The organism is Pseudomonas sp. F3-2 (genome assembly GCF_038804275.1).
Taxonomy (GTDB): Bacteria; Pseudomonadota; Gammaproteobacteria; order Pseudomonadales; family Pseudomonadaceae; genus Aquipseudomonas.
The window spans coordinates 969,706-989,334 of sequence record NZ_CP152388.1; the positions used below are offsets into that span (position 1 = coordinate 969,706).

Annotated in this window: 21 protein-coding genes; 7 read left to right on the top strand and 14 right to left on the bottom strand. The window is 59.0% G+C overall.

Annotated features, from left to right (window positions below; genetic code table 11):
• Nucleotide 1 precedes the first annotated feature (1 nt).
• The 3 genes from AAGQ88_RS04425 to AAGQ88_RS04435 all read left to right on the top strand — a co-directional run bounded on the left by AAGQ88_RS04425 (nucleotide 2) and on the right by AAGQ88_RS04435 (nucleotide 3,835).
• On the top strand, nucleotides 2–1,162 hold the full coding sequence (locus AAGQ88_RS04425) for an ABC transporter ATP-binding protein (protein ID WP_093461965.1): 1,161 nt from the start codon (nucleotides 2–4) through the stop codon (nucleotides 1,160–1,162).
• Between the two features lie 137 nt (nucleotides 1,163–1,299).
• Nucleotides 1,300–2,655: a carbohydrate porin gene (locus AAGQ88_RS04430; protein WP_285423063.1), complete on the top strand. Its 1,356-nt coding sequence runs from the start codon at nucleotides 1,300–1,302 to the stop codon at nucleotides 2,653–2,655.
• A gap of 304 nt (nucleotides 2,656–2,959) precedes the next feature.
• Nucleotides 2,960–3,835, top strand: a complete 876-nt coding sequence (locus AAGQ88_RS04435; RefSeq protein WP_342654538.1) for a D-hexose-6-phosphate mutarotase — start codon at nucleotides 2,960–2,962, stop codon at nucleotides 3,833–3,835.
• A 167-nt stretch (nucleotides 3,836–4,002) separates the two neighbouring features.
• Here the strand turns inward: AAGQ88_RS04435 and AAGQ88_RS04440 are convergent, their stop codons facing one another.
• Nucleotides 4,003–4,872 (bottom strand): MurR/RpiR family transcriptional regulator, encoded by an 870-nt coding sequence (locus tag AAGQ88_RS04440; protein ID WP_093461956.1) that lies wholly within the window; start codon nucleotides 4,870–4,872, stop codon nucleotides 4,003–4,005.
• Nucleotides 4,873–5,102: 230 nt separating this feature from the next.
• Here AAGQ88_RS04440 and zwf point away from each other — a divergent pair, with 230 nt between their 5' ends.
• Genes zwf through AAGQ88_RS04455 form a run of 3 tightly spaced genes read left to right on the top strand, consistent with a single transcriptional unit; the run spans nucleotide 5,103 to nucleotide 7,970 of the window.
• Complete coding sequence (gene zwf / locus AAGQ88_RS04445) at nucleotides 5,103–6,572, top strand: glucose-6-phosphate dehydrogenase (RefSeq protein WP_093461953.1); 1,470 nt, start codon at nucleotides 5,103–5,105, stop codon at nucleotides 6,570–6,572.
• Entirely contained in the window at nucleotides 6,559–7,278 is a 720-nt protein-coding gene (pgl, locus tag AAGQ88_RS04450) for a 6-phosphogluconolactonase (RefSeq protein ID WP_285423065.1), read from the top strand. Before zwf ends, pgl begins: the two co-directional genes overlap by 14 nt.
• Nucleotides 7,279–7,295: 17 nt before the next feature.
• A complete protein-coding gene (locus AAGQ88_RS04455) occupies nucleotides 7,296–7,970 on the top strand; it encodes a bifunctional 4-hydroxy-2-oxoglutarate aldolase/2-dehydro-3-deoxy-phosphogluconate aldolase (protein ID WP_093461947.1) in 675 nt (224 codons plus the stop codon).
• A 319-nt stretch (nucleotides 7,971–8,289) separates the two neighbouring features.
• Here the strand turns inward: AAGQ88_RS04455 and AAGQ88_RS04460 are convergent, their stop codons facing one another.
• Both AAGQ88_RS04460 and AAGQ88_RS04465 read right to left on the bottom strand, forming a co-directional pair.
• Nucleotides 8,290–9,498, bottom strand: coding sequence for an aminotransferase class V-fold PLP-dependent enzyme (locus AAGQ88_RS04460; protein WP_342654539.1), 1,209 nt, complete (start codon nucleotides 9,496–9,498; stop codon nucleotides 8,290–8,292).
• Nucleotides 9,499–9,526: 28 nt separating this feature from the next.
• Nucleotides 9,527–9,790, bottom strand: coding sequence for a DUF3820 family protein (locus tag AAGQ88_RS04465; protein ID WP_342654540.1), 264 nt, complete (start codon nucleotides 9,788–9,790; stop codon nucleotides 9,527–9,529).
• A gap of 231 nt (nucleotides 9,791–10,021) precedes the next feature.
• Between AAGQ88_RS04465 and AAGQ88_RS04470 the strand changes: the two genes are divergently transcribed.
• Nucleotides 10,022–10,504, top strand: coding sequence for a PA2169 family four-helix-bundle protein (locus AAGQ88_RS04470; protein ID WP_342654541.1), 483 nt, complete (start codon nucleotides 10,022–10,024; stop codon nucleotides 10,502–10,504).
• Nucleotides 10,505–10,562: 58 nt separating this feature from the next.
• Here AAGQ88_RS04470 and AAGQ88_RS04475 read toward each other — a convergent pair whose 3' ends face one another.
• From AAGQ88_RS04475 to AAGQ88_RS04525, 11 genes are all read right to left on the bottom strand, one after another.
• Nucleotides 10,563–12,008, bottom strand: a complete 1,446-nt coding sequence (locus AAGQ88_RS04475; protein ID WP_342655737.1) for a sensor domain-containing diguanylate cyclase — start codon at nucleotides 12,006–12,008, stop codon at nucleotides 10,563–10,565.
• A 364-nt stretch (nucleotides 12,009–12,372) separates the two neighbouring features.
• Complete coding sequence (locus AAGQ88_RS04480) at nucleotides 12,373–12,645, bottom strand: HPr family phosphocarrier protein (RefSeq protein WP_285423069.1); 273 nt, start codon at nucleotides 12,643–12,645, stop codon at nucleotides 12,373–12,375.
• A gap of 16 nt (nucleotides 12,646–12,661) precedes the next feature.
• On the bottom strand, nucleotides 12,662–13,519 hold the full coding sequence (rapZ, locus tag AAGQ88_RS04485; RefSeq protein WP_285423070.1) for an RNase adapter RapZ: 858 nt from the start codon (nucleotides 13,517–13,519) through the stop codon (nucleotides 12,662–12,664).
• 2 nt (nucleotides 13,520–13,521) lie between these two features.
• Nucleotides 13,522–13,986 carry a PTS IIA-like nitrogen regulatory protein PtsN gene (gene ptsN, locus AAGQ88_RS04490; protein WP_342654542.1) on the bottom strand — a complete coding sequence of 155 codons (465 nt, stop codon included), beginning with the start codon at nucleotides 13,984–13,986 and terminating at the stop codon, nucleotides 13,522–13,524.
• Between the two features lie 12 nt (nucleotides 13,987–13,998).
• Nucleotides 13,999–14,307: a ribosome-associated translation inhibitor RaiA gene (raiA, locus tag AAGQ88_RS04495; protein WP_003377554.1), complete on the bottom strand. Its 309-nt coding sequence runs from the start codon at nucleotides 14,305–14,307 to the stop codon at nucleotides 13,999–14,001.
• Between the two features lie 77 nt (nucleotides 14,308–14,384).
• Nucleotides 14,385–15,878: an RNA polymerase factor sigma-54 gene (locus AAGQ88_RS04500; RefSeq protein WP_342654543.1), complete on the bottom strand. Its 1,494-nt coding sequence runs from the start codon at nucleotides 15,876–15,878 to the stop codon at nucleotides 14,385–14,387.
• Between the two features lie 186 nt (nucleotides 15,879–16,064).
• Nucleotides 16,065–16,790, bottom strand: a complete 726-nt coding sequence (gene lptB, locus AAGQ88_RS04505; protein WP_093461922.1) for an LPS export ABC transporter ATP-binding protein — start codon at nucleotides 16,788–16,790, stop codon at nucleotides 16,065–16,067.
• Nucleotides 16,790–17,338 carry a lipopolysaccharide transport periplasmic protein LptA gene (gene lptA, locus AAGQ88_RS04510; protein ID WP_093461919.1) on the bottom strand — a complete coding sequence of 183 codons (549 nt, stop codon included), beginning with the start codon at nucleotides 17,336–17,338 and terminating at the stop codon, nucleotides 16,790–16,792. Before lptA ends, lptB begins: the two co-directional genes overlap by 1 nt.
• Entirely contained in the window at nucleotides 17,325–17,897 is a 573-nt protein-coding gene (lptC, locus tag AAGQ88_RS04515; protein ID WP_093461916.1) for an LPS export ABC transporter periplasmic protein LptC, read from the bottom strand. The genes lptA and lptC overlap by 14 nt, the downstream gene beginning before the upstream one ends.
• Nucleotides 17,898–17,907: 10 nt before the next feature.
• Nucleotides 17,908–18,441, bottom strand: a complete 534-nt coding sequence (locus AAGQ88_RS04520) for an HAD family hydrolase (RefSeq protein WP_342654544.1) — start codon at nucleotides 18,439–18,441, stop codon at nucleotides 17,908–17,910.
• Nucleotides 18,442–19,416 (bottom strand): KpsF/GutQ family sugar-phosphate isomerase, encoded by a 975-nt coding sequence (locus AAGQ88_RS04525; protein WP_285423074.1) that lies wholly within the window; start codon nucleotides 19,414–19,416, stop codon nucleotides 18,442–18,444. It abuts the gene before it with no gap.
• Nucleotides 19,417–19,629 lie beyond the last annotated feature (213 nt).

The window sequence follows — 19,629 nt, forward strand, 5'->3', positions numbered from 1 at the left end:
CATGGCAACGCTTGAACTTCGCAATGTAAACAAGACATACGGGACCGGTCTGCCGGACACCCTCAAGAACATCGAACTGTCGATCAAGGACGGCGAGTTCCTGATTCTGGTGGGACCCTCGGGCTGCGGTAAGTCAACCCTGATGAACTGCATCGCAGGTCTTGAGAACATCACTGGCGGCGCGATCATGATTGGCGACCAGGATGTCAGCGGCATGAGCCCCAAGGATCGCGACATCGCGATGGTGTTCCAGTCCTACGCGCTGTACCCGACCATGAGCGTGCGCGAGAACATCGAGTTCGGCCTGAAGATTCGCAAGATGAGCCAGACGGACATCGATGCCGAAGTCGCCCGCGTGGCCAAGCTGCTGCAGATCGAGCACTTGCTCAACCGCAAGCCAGGTCAGTTGTCCGGTGGTCAGCAACAGCGTGTGGCGATGGGCCGTGCGCTGGCGCGTCGTCCGAAAATCTACCTGTTCGACGAGCCTCTTTCCAACCTCGACGCCAAGCTGCGGGTCGAGATGCGTACCGAAATGAAGCTGATGCACCAGCGTCTGAAAACCACCACGGTCTACGTGACCCACGACCAGATCGAGGCAATGACGCTGGGCGACAAAGTGGCGGTCATGAAGGACGGGATCATCCAGCAGTTCGGCACGCCGAAGCAGATCTACAATGATCCGGCCAATCTGTTCGTTGCCAGCTTCATCGGTTCGCCGCCGATGAACTTCATCCCGCTGCGGCTGCAACGCAAGGACGGTCGGCTGGTGGCGTTGCTCGACAGCGGCCAGGCGCGTTGTGAGCTGCCGATGAACATGAACGACGCGGGCCTTGAAGACCGTGAGGTGATTCTGGGCCTTCGTCCTGAGCAGATCGTGCTAGCGTCCGGCGAGGCTGCGGGGATGCCGACCATTCGCGCCGAGGTTCAGGTTACCGAACCGACTGGCCCGGATACGCTGGTCTTCGTGACCCTCAATGACAGCAAGGTCTGCTGCCGACTGGCGCCAGACGTCGCCCCTGCGGTGGGCGAGACACTGACATTGCAATTCGATCCAGCCAAGGTTCTGCTGTTCGACGCCAAAAGCGGCGAGCGTCTGGGGGCTCTGGGAAAGTCTCAACCGGTTGAAAACATGGGGAACGTCACGCGACTTAATCGCAACTGATCCCGTAAGCAGGAGCACTTCATCAACGAGCACATCTGACAGGCTGATTTCTGCCGTAAAAGAAGCCTGTCAGGCACACGAAGCAAGTGGTTACAACGCTGTTCATAGCTAATAACAATAAAACGAGGATTTAAGGGATGAAGAAGGTACGAAGCAAATCGCTTAACCAGTTTCAGTTGATCGGTGGGTTGTCTGTTCTGAGTGCGCTGACGATTTCCGGAACGGCCTCTGCAATGGAGCCGTTCAAAGCCAGCGAACACTTGACCGGTGACTGGGGTGGTCTGCGCCAGGAGCTGTATGACAAGGGTTACGACTTCCCCATCGAGTATGTTGGCGAAGCCGCCTCCAACCTCAATGGCGGCTACAACGATGACCGCACTGGCCGCTACAGCGATCAGTTCGCGTTTGGTGTGCAGATGGATCTGCAGAAAATCCTCGGTTGGCATGATGCGGAATTCAAGCTGGCGATCACCGAGCGTAGCGGTAACAACATTTCCAACGACCGTATCGGCGACCCGCGCGCCGGCACACTCAGCTCCTCGCAAGAAGTCTGGGGTCGTGGTCAGACCTGGCGTCTGACGCAAATGTGGGTCAAGCAGAAATACTTCGACGGCGCCCTGGACATCAAGGTCGGTCGTTTCGGTGAGGGCGAGGACTTCAACAGCTTCCCATGCGACTTCCAGAACCTTTCGTTCTGCGGCTCACAGGTCGGTAACTACGTGAACACCTGGTACAACTGGCCAGTCAGCCAATGGGCATTGCGCGTGAAGTACAACATCACGCCGGAAGTCTTCGCCCAGATCGGTGTCTACGAGCAGAACCCTTCGTACCTGGAAACCGGCAACAGCTTCAAACTCAGCGGCAGCGGCTCGCAAGGGACCGTGGTGCCTGTGGAAGTGGTCTGGTCGCCAACCGTCAACTCTCTGCCAGGCGAATACCGTCTGGGTTATTACATCAGTAACCCGAGCGCGGACGACCTCTACGAGAACGAAGCAGGTCAGCCTCAAGCCACCAATGGCGGCGACTTCAAGTCCCACAAGGACAAGCACGGCTGGTGGGTCGTGGCTCAGCAACAGCTGACCAGCCACAACGGCGACACGTCCCGTGGTCTGAGCATCTTCGCCAACGCCACTGTGCATGACAAAGCCACCAACTTCGTCGACAACTATCAACAGATCGGTTTCGTCTACAAAGGCCCGTTCGATGCCCGTCCGAAGGATGACATCGGTATCGGTGTCGCGCGTATCCACGTGAACGACGATGCTCAGGACAACCGTCGCCTGGTCAACGCCGTCAACGGGATCGACGACTACGACAATCCGGGTTACCTGCCAATCCAGAAGACCGAATACAACTCGGAAATCTACTACGGCGTACACGTCACCGACTGGCTGACCGTGCGTCCTAACCTGCAATACGTGAAGAGCCCAGGCGGTGTGGACGACGTCCAGAACGCGCTGGTGGCAGGCATCAAGATTCAATCGAAGTTCTAACGCTGCAATCGTGTGCGGACCCGCTCCTCCGCACACCTCTCTGATGTGCTTCACAAACGATCAAGGGTCGTGTGTGCTTTACGGGCAGCTCAGCTGCCCGTTTTTTTTGTGAGGCACTGTTGTGGCTCACCCCGCCCCGGATTTCGGGGTGTTTTTTTGATTTGCGTCTGCCTCCTTTGGCGAGGGCGGCGCTTGCCTGCGATGGCAGTCTGTCAGCGAAAACACGTTCGTCTGACGCACCGCAATCGTCGACAGGCAGCCGTTGCAAAGGACAAATGAATCCACTCTCTGGACTGGTACAGCAATGGCTAACAGGGACACAGAGTCGCTTGAGCATCCGCTACAGCGCTTTTACACCTCGGTCCGGCCTCAGCCGACTTTTCAGTGGGAACGCTATCAGCAACGCGATGTGCTGATCATCGACCATCCCCAGTGTCAGGCGGTGTTCAGTCGTCAGGGCGCTCAGTTGCTGCATTTTCAGCCCAAGGGTCAGAAGCCGTGGTTATGGTGCGCGTCGCAGTGGCCAAACGTCGGTGCGATTCGTGGTGGCGTGCCTGTCTGCTGGCCGTGGGTCGGGCGCCATCCCGGTGAGGGCGGCTGGCCCGCTCATGGCTGGGGGCGCTTGCTCGACTGGAAACTGATCGACAGTCAGACCCACGACGCGGGTGTGTCGCTGCATTGGCGATTGTCGTTATGGGATTGGCAGGCCGATCTGCATGCCGAGCTGGGGCAGGGGATGGACCTGCGGCTCGAAACCCGCCACGAAGACAGCGAGCCCTGCCACTTCGGGCACGCACTGCACGCCTACTGGCGCATCAGCGACATCGCCGACGTTGCGCTCGAGGGCCTCGACGGTGTGCAGGGCTACGACGAGCTCAGCCGCAGCCACTGTGAGCAAAAGGGCGAGTTGCGGGTGATGGGCGGATGTCAGCGGGTGTTCGAGCATGCCGGACCGCTGGCGCTGCAGGACGATGCGTGGTCGCGTCGGTTGAGCATCGCCACGAGCGACAGCGACAGCACGGTGGTCTGGCATCCCGGCAATCGACCGTTGCTGGGTGTAGGCGGCGATGAAGCACAGGGCTTCCTGCGCCTCGAGGTCGTGTCGGGCATCGACGATGGCCTGAGCCTAGCGCCGGGGCAGCAGGCGCGGTTGAGCTTGCAGGCGCAGCTGATGCATTGATTGCGAAGCCCTGTAGGAGCGTGGCTTGTCCCGCGACCGGCGGGGAAACCGTCGCAAAATCAGACAATGCGGCGGATCAGTTGTACCAGATTTGCAGATTTCACTGCCGGTGCCCGGCAGGTCGCGGGACAAGCCACGCTCCTACAGAACAGCGCCTGATGAACGCGTTAATTCAACTCATCATCCGCCGGATAGCGGCTGGCATTGAGGCTTTCCTTGATCTTGCGCAGGTGGGGCTGAAAATCCACGCCGCGGCGCAACGTCATCCCGGTCGCGAGCACGTCGAGCACGGTCAGCTGAACGATACGTGACGTCATGGGCATATAGATGTCGGTGTCTTCGGGCAGCGGGATGTTCAGGCTCAACGTGCTGGCCTTCGCCAACGGCGAGTCGGCCGCGGTCAGGCCCAGCACCGATGCGCCGTTCTCGCGGGCGATGCGCGCTACTTCCACCAGCTCGCGCGTGCGACCGGTGTAGGAAATGATCACGAACAGCTCGCCGGTATGCGCCACGGACGCCAGCATGCGCTGCACCAGCACATCGGCATGGGCCGTCACCGCCAGATTGAAGCGGAAGAATTTATGCTGAGCATCCAGCGCCACAGGCGCCGATGCCCCCAGCCCGAAAAAGTGGATCTGACGCGCCTGGATCAACAGGTCGACGGCTTTGCTGATCAGGTTCGGGTCGAGCACCTGACAGACGCTGTCCAGCGACGCGATGGCGCTGGCGAAAATCTTGCGCGTGTAGGCTTCCGGGTTGTCATCGGCTTCGACGGCCCGACTGACATACGCCGCACCGCTGGCCAGGCTTTGCGCCAGCTGCAGTTTGAGCTCCGGATACCCGCTGACGTCGAACGAGCGGCAGAAGCGATTGACGGTCGGCTCGCTGACCTTCGCCGCCTGCGCCAGCGCAGCGATGCTGAAGCGCGTGGCCTGCTGAGGGTTGCTCAGAATCACCTCGGCAACCTTGCGTTCAGCCTTGTTCAACTCGTCGAGACGGCTCTGGATCTGCTCCAGAAGATTGCGTACGCGGTCCATTCAAAGTCCTTTCATGAAGCTGCAACAGGCTGATCTGCGGGCCTTTCTTAAAAAGGTAGTGACGTGGGCCTTTAGCCTGTAGCAAAGGTGGCCTATCGTACTGAGGGCCTGTGGTGATCACCACTGTAATGTGGTTTCGGAAGAAATGTTGTGGTTATTACTACATTTGGCCTTGAGTAACGCCTTTAAAAAAGGTATTTGTAGCCTAACTTGATAAAAGAACCAACATTATGCTCTCGATTACGGTTGAACCGTGCACTTTTGCCTTGTTTGGTGCCTTGGGTGACCTGGCAGTGCGCAAACTGTTTCCTGCGTTGTACCAGCTTGATCGGGCTGGACTGCTGCATGCCGAGACCCGAATTCTTGCCTTGGCCCGTGAGCCTGGAACTCCTCAGGAGCATCTGGCCTACATCGACAAAAGCCTGCGCCGTTTCGTCCCTGAGGCGCAGCTTGAGAGTGAGCACGTTGAGCGTTTTCAGGCACGCCTGAGCTACCTGCACGTGGACTTCCTCAAAGGCGACGACTACGTGGCGCTTGCCGAGGAAGTGGGCGACGCACAAACGATGATCGCCTACTTCGCCACGCCGGCCTCGGTGTACGGCGCCATCTGTGAAAACCTTGCGCTGGTCGGCCTGACCGATCGCACGCGCGCCGTGCTTGAAAAGCCTATCGGCCATGACCTGGCATCTTCGCGCCGGGTCAATGACGCGGTGGCCAAATTCCTTCCGGAAAACCGCGTTTACCGGATCGACCATTATCTGGGCAAAGACACCGTACAGAACCTCATCGCGCTGCGCTTTGCCAACAGCCTGTTCGAAACCCAATGGAACCAGAACTACATTTCCCACGTCGAGATTACTGTGGCGGAGAAAGTGGGCATCGAGGGCCGTTGGGGTTACTTCGATCAGGCGGGTCAGCTGCGTGACATGATCCAGAACCACCTGTTGCAGCTGCTGTGCCTGATTGCCATGGACCCGCCCAGCGACCTGTCCGCCGACAGCATCCGCGACGAGAAAGTGAAAGTGCTCAAGGCACTGGCACCGTTCACGCCCGAACGCCTCGCCACCCAGGTGGTCCGCGGGCAGTACATTGCCGGCTACAGCGAGGGCAAGCCGGTCCCCGGTTATCTGGAAGAGGAAAACTCCAACACCCAGAGCGACACCGAAACGTTCGTTGCCATTCGTGCCGATATCCGTAACTGGCGTTGGGCGGGGGTTCCGTTCTATCTGCGTACCGGCAAGCGCATGCCACAGAAGCTGTCGCAGATCGTGATTCACTTCAAGGAACCGCCGCACTACATCTTTGCCCCCGAACAGCGGATGCAGATCAGCAACCGCCTGATCATTCGCCTGCAGCCCGATGAAGGTATCTCGCTGCAAGTGATGACCAAGGATCAGGGGCTGGATAAAGGCATGCAATTGCGCAGCAACCCTTTGCAACTGAGCTTCTCCGACGCCTACCGCAGCGCCCGCATCCCGGATGCGTACGAGCGGTTGTTGTTGGAGGTCATGCGTGGCAATCAGAACCTGTTTGTCCGCAAAGATGAGATCGAGTATGCGTGGCAGTGGTGCGACCAGCTGATTGCCGGTTGGAAGAAGGCGGGCGACGCGCCCAAGCCTTACGCGGCAGGCTCCTGGGGACCAATGAGTTCCATTGCGCTCATTACTCGTGACGGGAGGTCCTGGTATGGCGATATGTGAACTTGAATTTCCAGCGGGTCTGAAAGCCCTGGAATTCGATAACCCCGAACTGCTGGCCAATGCGCTGGCCGATCACGTGGCCGAGCGTTTGAGCGCGGCCATTTCCAGCAATCCCCATGGCGTGGCCACGCTGGTCGTCTCGGGCGGCAAAAGCCCGGTGGCGTTCTTCCAGGCACTGGCGCAGAAGCCGATTCAATGGTCCAAAGTCTGCATCAGCCTCGCTGACGAGCGTTGGGTGCCGACCGAACACGCCGACAGCAATGCCGGCCTGCTCAAGCGTTATCTGTTTCAGGGGCCGGCAGCGGCAGCGGGCTTCTTCAGCCTCTATCGCCCGACCACGACGCTGGATGAAGCAGCGGCCGCCACCGACGAGGCGCTCAAGGAGCTGCCGAAGATCGATGTGCTGGTGCTGGGCATGGGTGACGACGGCCACACGGCCTCGCTGTTCCCTGACAGCCCGAACCTGGCCGAGGCGCTGGATCTGAACAGCGAACGCCGTTGCCTGCCGATGCAGGCGCCCACGGTGCCTCATCAGCGCCTGACCATGACGCGTTCGCTTCTGGCGTCGGCCGCAACGCCAATCCTGTCCGTCTCCGGGCAGGCAAAACTGGAAACCCTGCGCAAGGCACTGGCGGGCGATGACCTCGCTGAAATGCCGGTGCGTGCGTTCCTCAACCCGTCTTTAGAGATCTACTGGTGCCCATAAGCAAAGGATCAGCCGCCATGGAGAAAAACCAAGTGAAACAGCCGTTGAATAGCATGGCGAGCAAGATTGCCCAGATCGACGAACTCTGCGCGAAAGCGAAGATTCTGCCGGTCATCACCATTGCACGTGAACAGGACGTACTGCCGCTGGCCGATGCGCTGGCGGCCGGCGGCCTGAACGCGCTGGAAGTTACCCTGCGTTCCGAATTCGGTCTCAAGGCCATTCGCACCCTGCGTGATGCGCGTCCTGAGCTGTGCGTCGGCGCCGGCACCATTCTCGATCGCCACATGCTCAAGGCGGCCGAGGAGGCGGGTTCGCAATTCATCGTCACGCCGGGCAGCACCCAGGATTTGCTGGAAGCCGGGGCGCAAAGCGAGTTGCCGCTGTTGCCGGGTATCAGCAGCGCGTCGGAAATCATGATCGGTTATGCGCTGGGCTACCGCCGCTTCAAGCTGTTTCCGGCTGAGATCAGCGGCGGCGTCGGTGCGATCAAAGCGCTGGGCGGCCCGTTCCCCGAAGTGCGTTTTTGCCCCACAGGCGGCGTCAGCGCTGCCAACCTGAAGAGCTACATGGCGCTGCCGAATGTCATGTGCGTGGGCGGTACCTGGATGATCGACAACGCATGGGTCAAAAATGGTGACTGGCAGCGTATTACCGACGCCACGGCTGAGGCCATCGCACTGTTCGATTGATCGTGGATGGCTGACGAAACGTTGATGACGGACAGCTTGCGTTCAAGCGCAGGCTGTTCTAATCGTCGTCAATGAAGGATTGAAGAGATTGCGCTGCCTGACCCTTGCACGGCAGCGCAGCTAAAGAAGTCGTTGTTGCATGGCTGTTTGACGGTGCTCCTTGGTCAGGAGCGCCGTTTTTTTTCGCCTGCCGGTTCAGCGATAAATATGTACCGCACGGGCGCCGCATGAAGCGGATATCTTGGCCGCTCCTTTGTAGTTCGTTTCTTTGGTTTTTACGGCGCCCTGTCAACAGGGCGCCGTTTTTTTTGGATCAAGCTCAGGCCAGCGCACGCAGCGCCGCTACGAGCCGCGCCATGTCATCGGCGCGGGTGGTGAAGCCTGGCGTGATGCGGATGCAAGGCCCGCAACCTGCGCCGTAGCGTGTCACGGCGAAGATTCCATGTTCATCCAGCAGTCGCTGGGCCATGACCTGCTGATCTTCGTGGCGGATGAAGCGAAACGAGGTAATCCCGCAATAAAGTCTCGGATCGTCTGGCGTCAGGACTTCAATGCCCTCGATGGCACGTGCTTCCTTGACCCACAGATCGCGCAGGTAGGCCAGCCGCGCGCCCTTGATCGCCGAGCCGCCGATCGCGCGATGCTCGGCAAATACCGTGGTCAACGTCATCAGCGCGGGGATGTTCGGCGTGCCATAGGGCACCCGGCCAAGGATGTCGTCGTCGGCATAGCGCGTGTCGCCCATGTCCGCATCGATCGCCCCGAGCCGCCCCTGGCGGACATAGACGAAGCCCAGACTCAACGGCGCGCCCATCCATTTCTGCAGGTTGAACCCGGCGAACGGAACGTTGAGGGCGTCGAGCTCGAAATCCAGTTGGCCCAACGCATGGGCGCCGTCGAGGATGACATCGACGCCGTGGGATCGCGCAAGGTCAGTGATGGCCTGAACCGGCATCACCAGCCCCGTGCGATGGGTCACATGGGTCAGCGCCATCAGCTTGATGCCAGGGTTGGCGACGAATGCATCGCGATAGCTCTGCAGCAGCGATTCGTAGGTCGCGGGATGCCGATGGGTGATCTCGACAATGCCCGCGCCGCAGCGCTTGGCCAGCCAGCGCATGGCTGTCTGCACGCTGTTGTAGTCCAGATCGCTGATGAGTACCTGCTCACCGGGCTGAAGCTCGTTGTAGTTGCGGATCAGCGTCTGCAATGACTCGGTGGCGCAGCGGGTGAGCGCAATTTCGTGGGCGCCGACGCCCAGCAGTTGAGCAAGATCAGCGCGGATGACTTCGCTGTCGTGCATGTCGAACCGCTGGCGCACGTAGACTGAGTTACTGCGGTTGACGTACGCCAGGTTCTGCTCGTACTGACGCAACACTTCGCGGGTCATGCGGCCGAAATAGCCGTATTCGAGGTTAAGCGCCCCGGGCTCGACGTCGTATTGCTGGGCAATGTTCTCCCAGAAGGCTTCGTCCCGGGCGCGTCGGTCTGCCTGTTCGGCTGTGCTGCTCTTGGGAATGCTGGTCATCGGGCCGCTCGTGCGTTCAATGAAGAGGTCAGGAAAAGCGAATGGGTGATTTCAACGGGCTGTTGCGGAGGGGTCCCCGAGGGCGGGTGCGCAACGGATCGAGCAGCGAGGACAGCCCGTTGTGGTCGATTTCGTGCATCAGCGCCAGCAGACTGCCCAGCTCTCCAGGGGGAAACCCTTTACGGGCAAACCAGTTCAGGTAGTCGCCGGGCAGATCGGCCAGCAAGCGACCTTTGTACTTCCCGTACGGCATCTCCCGCTCGACTAACAACTTGAGTTTTTCAGGATTCATATTGCTGCCGTTTGTCCGTTTCAATGAACTTGAAAGATACGTGCATTCTGCAACTCCGCCAACAGACAGATCATGCATAAAGCTCGGTGTGGCTGTAGGGTAGTAAATGCAAGTCATTGAATAGTAACGACTTTATTGTTTGACGAAAGCTGGCATGGGCTCTGCAATGATTAACGTATCGAGTTTGGATGTATCAATTCTTCGATTAACCTGCCAGAAAGGAATAGCAAAATGACAGATATCAATAAAGAAGCGGTCTCGGTACTGAACGATCTGATCGAGACCAGCATTGACGGCGAGAAAGGTTTCCACACAGCTGCCGAAGATATCAAAAACCCCGAAATTAAAGCGTACTTCCTTTCTCGGTCCTCAGAGTGCAAAACCGCAGTGGCCGAGCTTCAGGCTGAAGTCCGTACCTTGGGCGGTGATCCGGATAAAACCTCCAGCGCTGCTGGCGGCCTGCATCGTCTATGGGTAGAGCTGAAAGCGGCAGTGACCGGTAAGAGCGACGAAGCGGTGCTGAACGAAGTCGAGCGCGGTGAAGACCATGCGCTGAAGGCTTATAAAGAAGCGCTGCAGAAGGCGACCGAAAAGAACTTGCCTGTGAACGTCACCGGCCTGATTCAGCGTCAGCTGACTGGCGTGCAAGCCAATCACGACAAAGTGAAGGCACTGCGTGACTCTGTCAAAGCAGCCAATGCACGTGCTAGCTGATTGACCTTAGCGGTACGAAAAACGCCAGCCAGCCTGGCGTTTTTTTATGCCTGACGATTCACGACTCAGTGGGCTCGACGCGATTACGGCCATTGCGTTTGGCAAGGTAGAGCGCTTTGTCGGCCACGTTGAAAAGCTGTTCGGGCCTGTCTGCTGCGTGTGGAAGATGCGACGCAATGCCGATGCTTGCGGTGATGGGTGACGGATCGTCTTCGAAGGGAGGCAGCGACTCAATCGCCGCCCGGATTTTTTCGGCAAGCACGCGAGCGCCAGCTAGATCGGTCTCCGGTAAGACCACCAGAAATTCCTCGCCGCCATACCGGGCCGCGAGATCGCCGGGACGTCGAATATTGGCCGAGATCGTCTGGGCGACGTTGCGCAGCGCGACATCGCCGCCGTGGTGGCCATGGCGGTCGTTGAACGCCTTGAAGTGGTCGACGTCGATCATCAGCAGTGACAGCGATTTGCCCGAGCGCATTCCGCGCAGCCACTCCTGTTTGAGCACCTGATCCAGCCGGCGCCTGTTGGCGAGTCCGGTGAGCACGTCCGTTGAGGCCAGCTCGGCCAGCTCCTGCTCGGCGTTGTGGCGCAGGCGCAATTGTTTGCCCAGCAGCCACGACAGCCACAGGATTCCCAGGCACAACAGGCCAGTGGCACTGGCGACGAGGAGGGCGTTGCGTTTCCAGACCGCATAGACCTCGTCCTGAGACTGGGCCACTACCACGATCAACGGCAAATCGCCCACGCGTGAGAACGTGTACAACCGCTCGGTGCCATACAGCTCCGACATTGCAGAGAAGTGGCCACTCACCTGATTGAGGATTCGCTGGAAATTGGGGCGTTGGCTGAAGTCCTCGCCGATCAGGCTTTTACCCGCATCATCGGATTGCCGTGCCAACAGAACGCCTTCGGCATTGATCAGATTGATCGAGCTGTTCTTGCCCACGTCCAGGCTTCTGAACAATTGGTTGAAGTAGGAAAGCCGCATCGTCGCAGCGGCGATGCCGACGAACTGGCCGTCCGCGGAGGGCAGGCGCCTGCTGAAGCTGATGCACCAGTCCTTGAAACCCCAGCGCGATTTGAAGGGGCCATCCACTCGCATGGCAAGCGAGGCGCTTTCGCGGTGCTTCTGGAAGCTTGAGCGGTCGGAGAAGTTGTCTTCGCGGGGAATGACGGAAACCGAATCGGCAATGATATCGCCGCGCCTGTCGAGCAACACCATATCGCCTTTGAAGGGCGCGGCGGTCGCCCGGTCGAAGAACACCAGTTGACGTAATTCAGGAGAGATCGACGTCACGTCCTGACGCTGCCATGCTGAAATCAGGCCCTTGAGCGACGTGTCGTACAGTTCGGCGCTGCGCTGCACGTCGGCATCGATCAGTTGAACCACATTGTTGGCCGAGCGCACGGCGGATTCGGTAGCATTGCCGCGCTCGCGAATCAGCAAGGACGCCACGATCGTCAGGATCGCGATCACCGCCAGGACGCTGCCGAGCATCAGCATTTTTTCCGGGCCGGACCTGTTTTTGAGCCGGGGTGGACCTGTGACTGTCATCAATCCGCTCTGCCTTGGAACATCACCACCCACATCTTGATTCCTGATACGCACCGGGAATCGCCCTGGCTGGTCCGTGCCTGATCGGGAAGGCTAGCGACTCACTGTTTCGAAGCGATGGATTAAAGATACTTTGTGCGCGCCGCGCAAGTCTGAAAATTCCGTAGATATCGCGCAATTTTCTTTATTGCGTGTAAGTCGGACAGATCGGCGAAAGCGCAGAGGAGGACGGCAGGCGTTTACATGGAACAAAGCCGCCAGATCGCAGGCTTCGTTCGCCATTGGAAACTGAATCGTTAACGTGCGCTGAGGGTCACTCGCCTTCGTCGAACTTGTTGTTGATCAGTTCGATCAGGCCATCCAGCGCGGCCTGCTCCTGGTCGCCCTCGGTCGACAGATGAATGTCCGTGCCTTTGCCGGCAGCCAGCATCATGACCGCCATGATGCTTTTGCCGTCGACCATGCTTTCCGGAGTCCGGCCCACGCGGATCTGGCAGGGATATTTGCCCGCCACGCCGACGAATTTCGCTGCAGCACGGGCGTGCAGGCCCAGCTTGTTGATGATAGTGATTTGATGAGCGGGCATCGCGATGGGGATCCTTTCAGCTTAGGTCGCGGTGGCGAACCTGAACATTCTTGAGCGATTGTTGCAGGACCTGACCCAGACGTTCGGTCAGGTAGACGGAGCGGTGATGCCCGCCGGTGCAGCCAATGGCAATGGTGACGTAGGCACGGTTGCTGGCGGCGAAGCGCGGCAGCCATTTGGTAAGGTAGGCGCAGATGTCCTGGAACATCTCCTCGACATCCGGCTGGGCGGCCAGGTAGTCCGCCACTGGCTGGTCAAGCCCGGATTGTTCGCGCAGCTCGGGCTTCCAGTAAGGGTTCGGCAGGCAGCGCACGTCGAACACGAGGTCGGCGTCGACCGGCATGCCGCGTTTGAAGCCAAACGACTCGATCAGGAAGGCCGTGCCTGGCTCAGGTCTGTTCAACAGCCGCAACTTGAGCGTATCGCGCAACTGATACAGATTCAGGTGAGTGGTGTCGACGGTCAGGTCGGCGAGGTCGATGATCGGCCCCAGCAGGGTTTTCTCATCACGGATGGCTTCAGCCAGCGAGCGGGTTGCCGTACTCAGTGGGTGGCGGCGGCGGGTCTCGGAGAAACGCTTGAGCAGCGTCGACTCCTCGGCATCCAGGAACAACACGTCACACTGAATATGCCGGCTGCGCACCTCTTCGAGCATGCGCGGAAAGCGGCTCAGATGGCTGGGCAGGTTGCGTGCGTCGATCGAAACCGCGAGCAGTGGCTCAGCCAGTTCGGTGTGGATCAGCGCTCGCTCGGCCAGTTCAGGCAGCAGCCCGGCAGGCAGGTTATCGACGCAGTAGAAGCCGCTGTCTTCAAGAACATCGAGGGCCGTACTCTTGCCGGAGCCGGAGCGACCGCTGACGATGACCATGCGCATGATCAGTGACCGTTCTGAACGTGAAGCACGACGTTGTAGAGCTCATCGCTGCTCTTCGCGTTCCGCAGGCTCGCCCTGACATCTGCACGGTCAAGCATGCTGGCGATCTGGCGCAGCAGTTCGAGGTGAGCGTCGGTTGCCGCTTCCGGCACCAGCAACACGAACAGCAGATCGACGGGCGCGCCGTCGATGGCGTCGAAGTCGACCGGTTTTTCAAGATGAAGCACTGCGCTGACGGGCGAGTCGCAACCTTTCAGTCGACAGTGTGGAATGGCGATACCATTGCCGAACCCGGTCGATCCGAGCTTTTCACGGGCAATGAGGCTTTCATAGACAGTTTGCTGATCAAGTTCAGGCACCTGCTGCCCGATCATTTTGGCAATCTGTTCGAGGACGGCTTTTTTGCTGCCACCTGGCACGTTCACGAGGGAACGGCCAGGGGTCAGAATGTTTTCAAGTCGAATCATGGGTGGGGGGTATCAGCGAGCTGCCGCACCTTTGAGGATGCTTTGCTGCTTTTCCTTATGCTTGAGCAATTGTCTGTCCAGCTTGTCAGTGAGCAGGTCGATCGCCGCGTACATGTCATCATGCTCCGCATTGGCAACCACCTCTCCACCGTGGATATGCAGCGTGGCCTCGATCTTCTGTTTGAGCTTCTCGACGGCCATCGTCACTTGCACATTGGTAATCTTGTCAAAGTGCCCTTCGAGCTTTTTAAGCTTCAGCTCGACGTACTCGCGCAGGGGCTTGGTCACTTCCAGTTGGTGTCCACTGATGTTGACTTGCATACAGCTTCTCCTTCGTTGCCAGTGCATTAAGAGGCAGGCTTGGGTGCCTGCCACTGGAACGCTGTGGCTTGTGACCTTTACATCAGTCGCTTGCGTTCACTCGAAGGCGCTATCCCTAGAGATTCGCGGTATTTGGCGACTGTGCGACGGGCCACTTGAATGCCTTGTGCCTCCAGTAAACCAGCGATCTTGCTGTCACTCAACGGCTTTTTCTGATTTTCCGCGGCAACCAGTTTTTTGATGATCGCGCGGATCGCCGTGGACGAGCATTCACCGCCTTCGGAGGTGCTTACATGGCTTGAGAAGAAGTATTTCAGTTCGTAGATGCCACGCGGCGTGTGCATGAATTTCTGCGTGGTCACGCGGGAAATCGTCGATTCATGCATGCCGACCGCTTCCGCAATGTCATGCAGGACCAACGGCTTCATTGCCTCGTCGCCGTACTCGAGGAAGCCGCGCTGATGTTCAACGATCTGCGTGGCCACTTTCATCAGGGTTTCGTTGCGGCTCTGTAGGCTCTTGATGAACCAGCGGGCCTCTTGCAACTGATTGCGCATGAACGTGTTGTCGGCGCTGGTATCGGCGCGACGCACGAAGCCTGCGTATTGCGGATTGACCCGCAGGCGTGGCACGGCTTCCTGATTGAGCTCGACCAGCCAGCGTTCATTGTCCTTGCGCACGATGACATCAGGGACGACGTATTCGGCTTCGGTGGATTCGATCTGCGATCCCGGACGCGGGTTGAGGCTCTGAACCAGTTCGATCACCTGGCGCAGGTCATCTTCCTTAAGCTTCATCCGGCGCATCAGTTGCGCGTAGTCGCGGCTGCCGAGCAGGTCGATGTAATCGCTCACCAGACGCTGTGCCTCGGCCAGCCATCTGGTCTTGGCCGGCAGCTGGCGCAGCTGCAGCAGCAGGCATTCGCTCAGCGTGCGTGCGCCGATACCGGCTGGTTCGAACTGCTGGATGCGGTGCAGAACGGCTTCGATTTCGTCCAGCTCGATGTCGAGTTCCGGATCGAATGCGTCGAGCAGCTCTTCCAGCGACTCGTCCAGGTAGCCCTGAGGGTTTATGCAGTCGATGAGGGTAACGGCGATCAGGCGATCGGTGTCGGACATGGGTGCCAGATTCAGCTGCCACAATAGATGGCTTTGCAAGCTTTCGCCGACGGAGGTGCGGGTCGTGAAGTCCCACTCATCATCGTCATTGCTCGGCAGGCTGCTCGCGCTGGTTTGATAAATGTCTTCCCATGCAGTATCGACGGGCAATTCGTTGGGAATGCGCTCGCTCCACTCGCCATCGTCGAGGTTGTCGACGGTCGGAGTGGCTTCCTGATAGGTCGGCTCCTGAACGTCGGGGTTGGGCTTGTGCTCGATGTTGTCGGCCATTGGGTCAACATTATCGAAATCGTCGCCTTCTTCCTGTCGTTCGAGCATCGGATTGGACTCCAGTGCCTCCTGGATTTCCTGTTGGAGATCCAGCGTCGACAGTTGGAGTAAGCGGATGGCCTGTTGCAGCTGCGGCGTCATCGTCAGCTGCTGGCCCATTCTCAAGACTAGCGAAGGTTTCATGGCAGGGGCTTAACACCTTATTCGCCGGCGCACTGCGCGCCATCCACTACTAGGGCGCCGAGGCGCCTACTTAAGCAAATTATATGCCTGAAACCGGAGTGTTTGCCTAGAGTGTGACGACAATTAATCCGGGGTTGGCGATGAGGCGCACGTTTGCGTTCGTCTCCAGCCCCCGTCTTCACCGGGTTACAGGCGGAACTCGTGGCCGAGATACACTTCTTTAACCAACTGGTTGGCCAGGATGGTTTCAGCGTCGCCTTCTGCGATGAGTTGCCCGTCGTTGACGATGTAGGCTGTTTCGCAGATATCCAGCGTCTCACGTACGTTGTGGTCGGTGATCAGAACGCCGATGCCCTTGGCCTTGAGGTGATGAATGATCTGCTTGATGTCGCCCACGGAAATCGGGTCGACACCTGCGAACGGTTCATCCAGCAGAATGAATTTCGGCGCCGTGGCCAATGCGCGTGCGATCTCGACGCGGCGGCGCTCGCCACCCGACAGGCTCATGCCGAGGTTGTCGCGGATGTGAGTAATGTGGAATTCCTGCAGCAGGCTTTCCAGTTCCTTGCGACGTCCGGCGCGGTCGAGTTCCTTGCGGGTCTCGAGGATCGCCATGATGTTGTCCGATACCGACAGTTTGCGGAAGATCGACGCTTCCTGGGGCAGATAGCCAATACCGGCACGCGCGCGGCCGTGCATGGGTTGGTGGCTGACGTCCTGCTCGTCGATGAGCACGCGGCCCTGATCGGCCTGAACCAGGCCCACGATCATATAGAAACACGTGGTCTTGCCCGCACCGTTCGGGCCGAGAAGGCCGACGATCTGACCGCTTTCGATGGAAAGGCTGACGTCACGGACGACCTGGCGACTCTTGTAACTCTTGGCCAGGTGTTGGGCTTTCAGCGTTGCCATTACTGGGCCTTCTGCTGGTCGGTTTTCTTTTTCGGCTGGATCACCATGTCGACACGCGGACGGGCTTCGGTCACCTTGCTGCCTGTCGCGCGGCCGGCGCTGGCAAGCTTGCGGACCGTGTCATAGACGATTTTCTCGCCCTGAGTGGTGTTGTTGTCCTTGTCGATGACCTTGGCCTTGTCGATCAGCACGACGCGGTTCTGCGCTGCGTGGTACTGAATGGTGACGCCCCAGCCCTGGACGGGCTTGGTGTCGCCAGCGGTCTGCAACTGCTCGAAGTAGGCGAGGTTGCCCACCGAGGTCACGACGTCGATGTCGCCGGCAGGGGTGCGAGTGATGGTCACGGTGTTACCGGTCACCTTCATCGAGCCCTGGGTGATGATCACGTCGCCTTTGTAGGTCGCGACACCTTGCTTGTCGTCCAGCTGAGCATCGTCGGCCTGAATACGGATAGGCTGATCCTGATCGTTCGGCAGAGCCCAGGCGCTCACGCTTCCCAGTGCTGCGCCCAGGCCGAGCAAAATAGGGAGGGTTTTAAGGAGCCTCATACTGTCCTCTTGCATTCGATAGCAGGTGTATCCTGCTTTCTTTTAGATAGGCCTTCATACCCGTACCGGTGCTCACGCCGTTGAAGCCGTCGATTCTAACGGGTTGCGCGGTTTCCGCATATTGCTTCTGAGGGAAGACAGTCATGCGGGTACTGGTGATCACGGTGGTGCGTTTCTTTTCGTCGGTGCGGTTGATGCGCACCTGATCGATCAGCTCGACATGGTCGCCACCGGGGGAGACCTCGGCGCGCACGCTCTGTACGTGCCAGGGGAATTCGGTGCCACGGTACATTTGCAGCACCGGCGTGGTCATCAGCGTGACATCGGTGGCCTTCAGATGCTCGACCTTATCGGAGGTCATGTCGTATTGCATGCTGCCGTCGGGCAGGTACTGAATGCTGTGGGCGTTGATCGCGTAATAGTCGATCGCGCTTTCGTCCACCGCAGCCTTGGGTTGATCCATGAAGCTTTCGGGGCTGACGTTCCAGTACCCGACCGCTGCAAGCAGCACCGCCAGAACACCGAAGATCAGAAACGTACGAAACTTTTTGCTGAGCATAAATGCACTTCTATAAGTAGGCGGCGTGGGCCGCTTCGAGGTTGCCCTGAGCGCTCAGGATCAACTCGCAGAATTCTCGGCCAGCGCCTTCGCCGCCACGTGCCTGGGTAGTCCCGTGGGCATGCTGACGTACGAAACCGGCGGCGTTGGCCACGGCCATGCCCAGGCCGACCCGGCGGATGACCGGCAGATCGGGGAGGTCGTCACCCAGGTACGCGACCTGGTCGTAGCTTAGATTCAGTTGCTGCAAAAGCTCGTCGAGGACGACGAGTTTGTCCTCGCGTCCCTGGTAAAGATGCGCGATGCCGAGGTTTTTTGCGCGACGTTCGACGACCGGTGTCTTGCGCCCGCTGATGATCGCCGTGGTCACGCCAGAGTTGATGAGCATTTTGATGCCCTGGCCATCGAGCGTATTGAACGTCTTGAATTCACTGCCGTCTTCGAGAAAGTACAAGCGGCCGTCAGTCAGCACGCCATCGACGTCGAAAACGGCCAGTTTGATGTTTTTGCCACGTTGCATCAGATCGTTCATATCGGCGCTCATTTACATGACTCCCGCACGGAGCAGGTCTTGAAGGTTGAACGCGCCGACGGGGCGATCGTTCTCGTCGACCACGATGAGTGCGCCGATCTTGTTGTCTTCCATGATTTTCAGGGCTTCGGCGGCAAGCATTTCCGGGCGCACGGTCTTGCCGTGCACGGTCATCACTTCGTCGATGATTGCCTGGCGGATGTCGATCGGCCGGTCCAGCGTACGGCGCAGATCGCCGTCGGTGAAGATCCCTGCGAGGCGGCCATCGGCTTCCAGAATGGCGGTCATGCCCAAACCCTTGCGGGTCATTTCCATCAGGGAATCGCGCAGTGGCGTACCGCGTGCAACCTGCGGCAGTTCGGCACCGGAATGCATGACGTGCTCGACCTTCAGCAGCAGACGGCGTCCCAGTGCGCCGCCCGGGTGCGAGAAGGCGAAGTCCTCGGCGGTGAAGCCTCGCGCGTCCAGCAAGGCGACGGCCAGGGCGTCGCCCATGACCAGAGCGGCGGTGGTCGAGGAGGTCGGTGCCAGATTCAAGGGGCAGGCCTCTTTCTCGACGCGGGCATTGAGGTTGATGTCAGCGGCCTTGGCCAGCGTCGATTCCGGATTGCCCGTCAGGCTGATCATCTTGATGCCCAGGCGTTTGATCAGCGGCAGCAGTGTCACGATCTCGGCTGTGGTGCCCGAGTTGGAGAGCGCCAGGATGACATCCGAGCTGGTGATCATGCCCATGTCGCCGTGGCTGGCCTCGGCCGGATGGACGAAAAACGAAGGGGTGCCGGTGCTGGCCAGGGTTGCGGCAATCTTCTTGCCGATATGACCGGACTTGCCCATGCCGACCACGACGACCCGACCCTTGCTGCCCAGAATCATCTCGCAGGCGCTGACGAAATCCGCATCGATGTGCGCAAGCAGCCCTTCCACGGCTTCTATTTCCAGGTGGATGGTGCTTTGTGCCGATTGGATCAGGTCGCGGGCGTTGGCCATGTCTGTAAAGGGTCGCTTGGTGAAAAGGCGGGGATTATAGCGACAATGTTCAAAAGCCTCACGCTTCATCGTCGCTCTTTGTTTATAGAGGCGTTCAGTCCTTCAGTTGATGCTGATTAATCGAAGTGGCTGAAGCAGGAAATTTCCTCTGTGTCTGAAATCTTCTTCTTTGTTTGCGACTCGACACGTTGGTGCTTTGGCGGCTTGGCACAC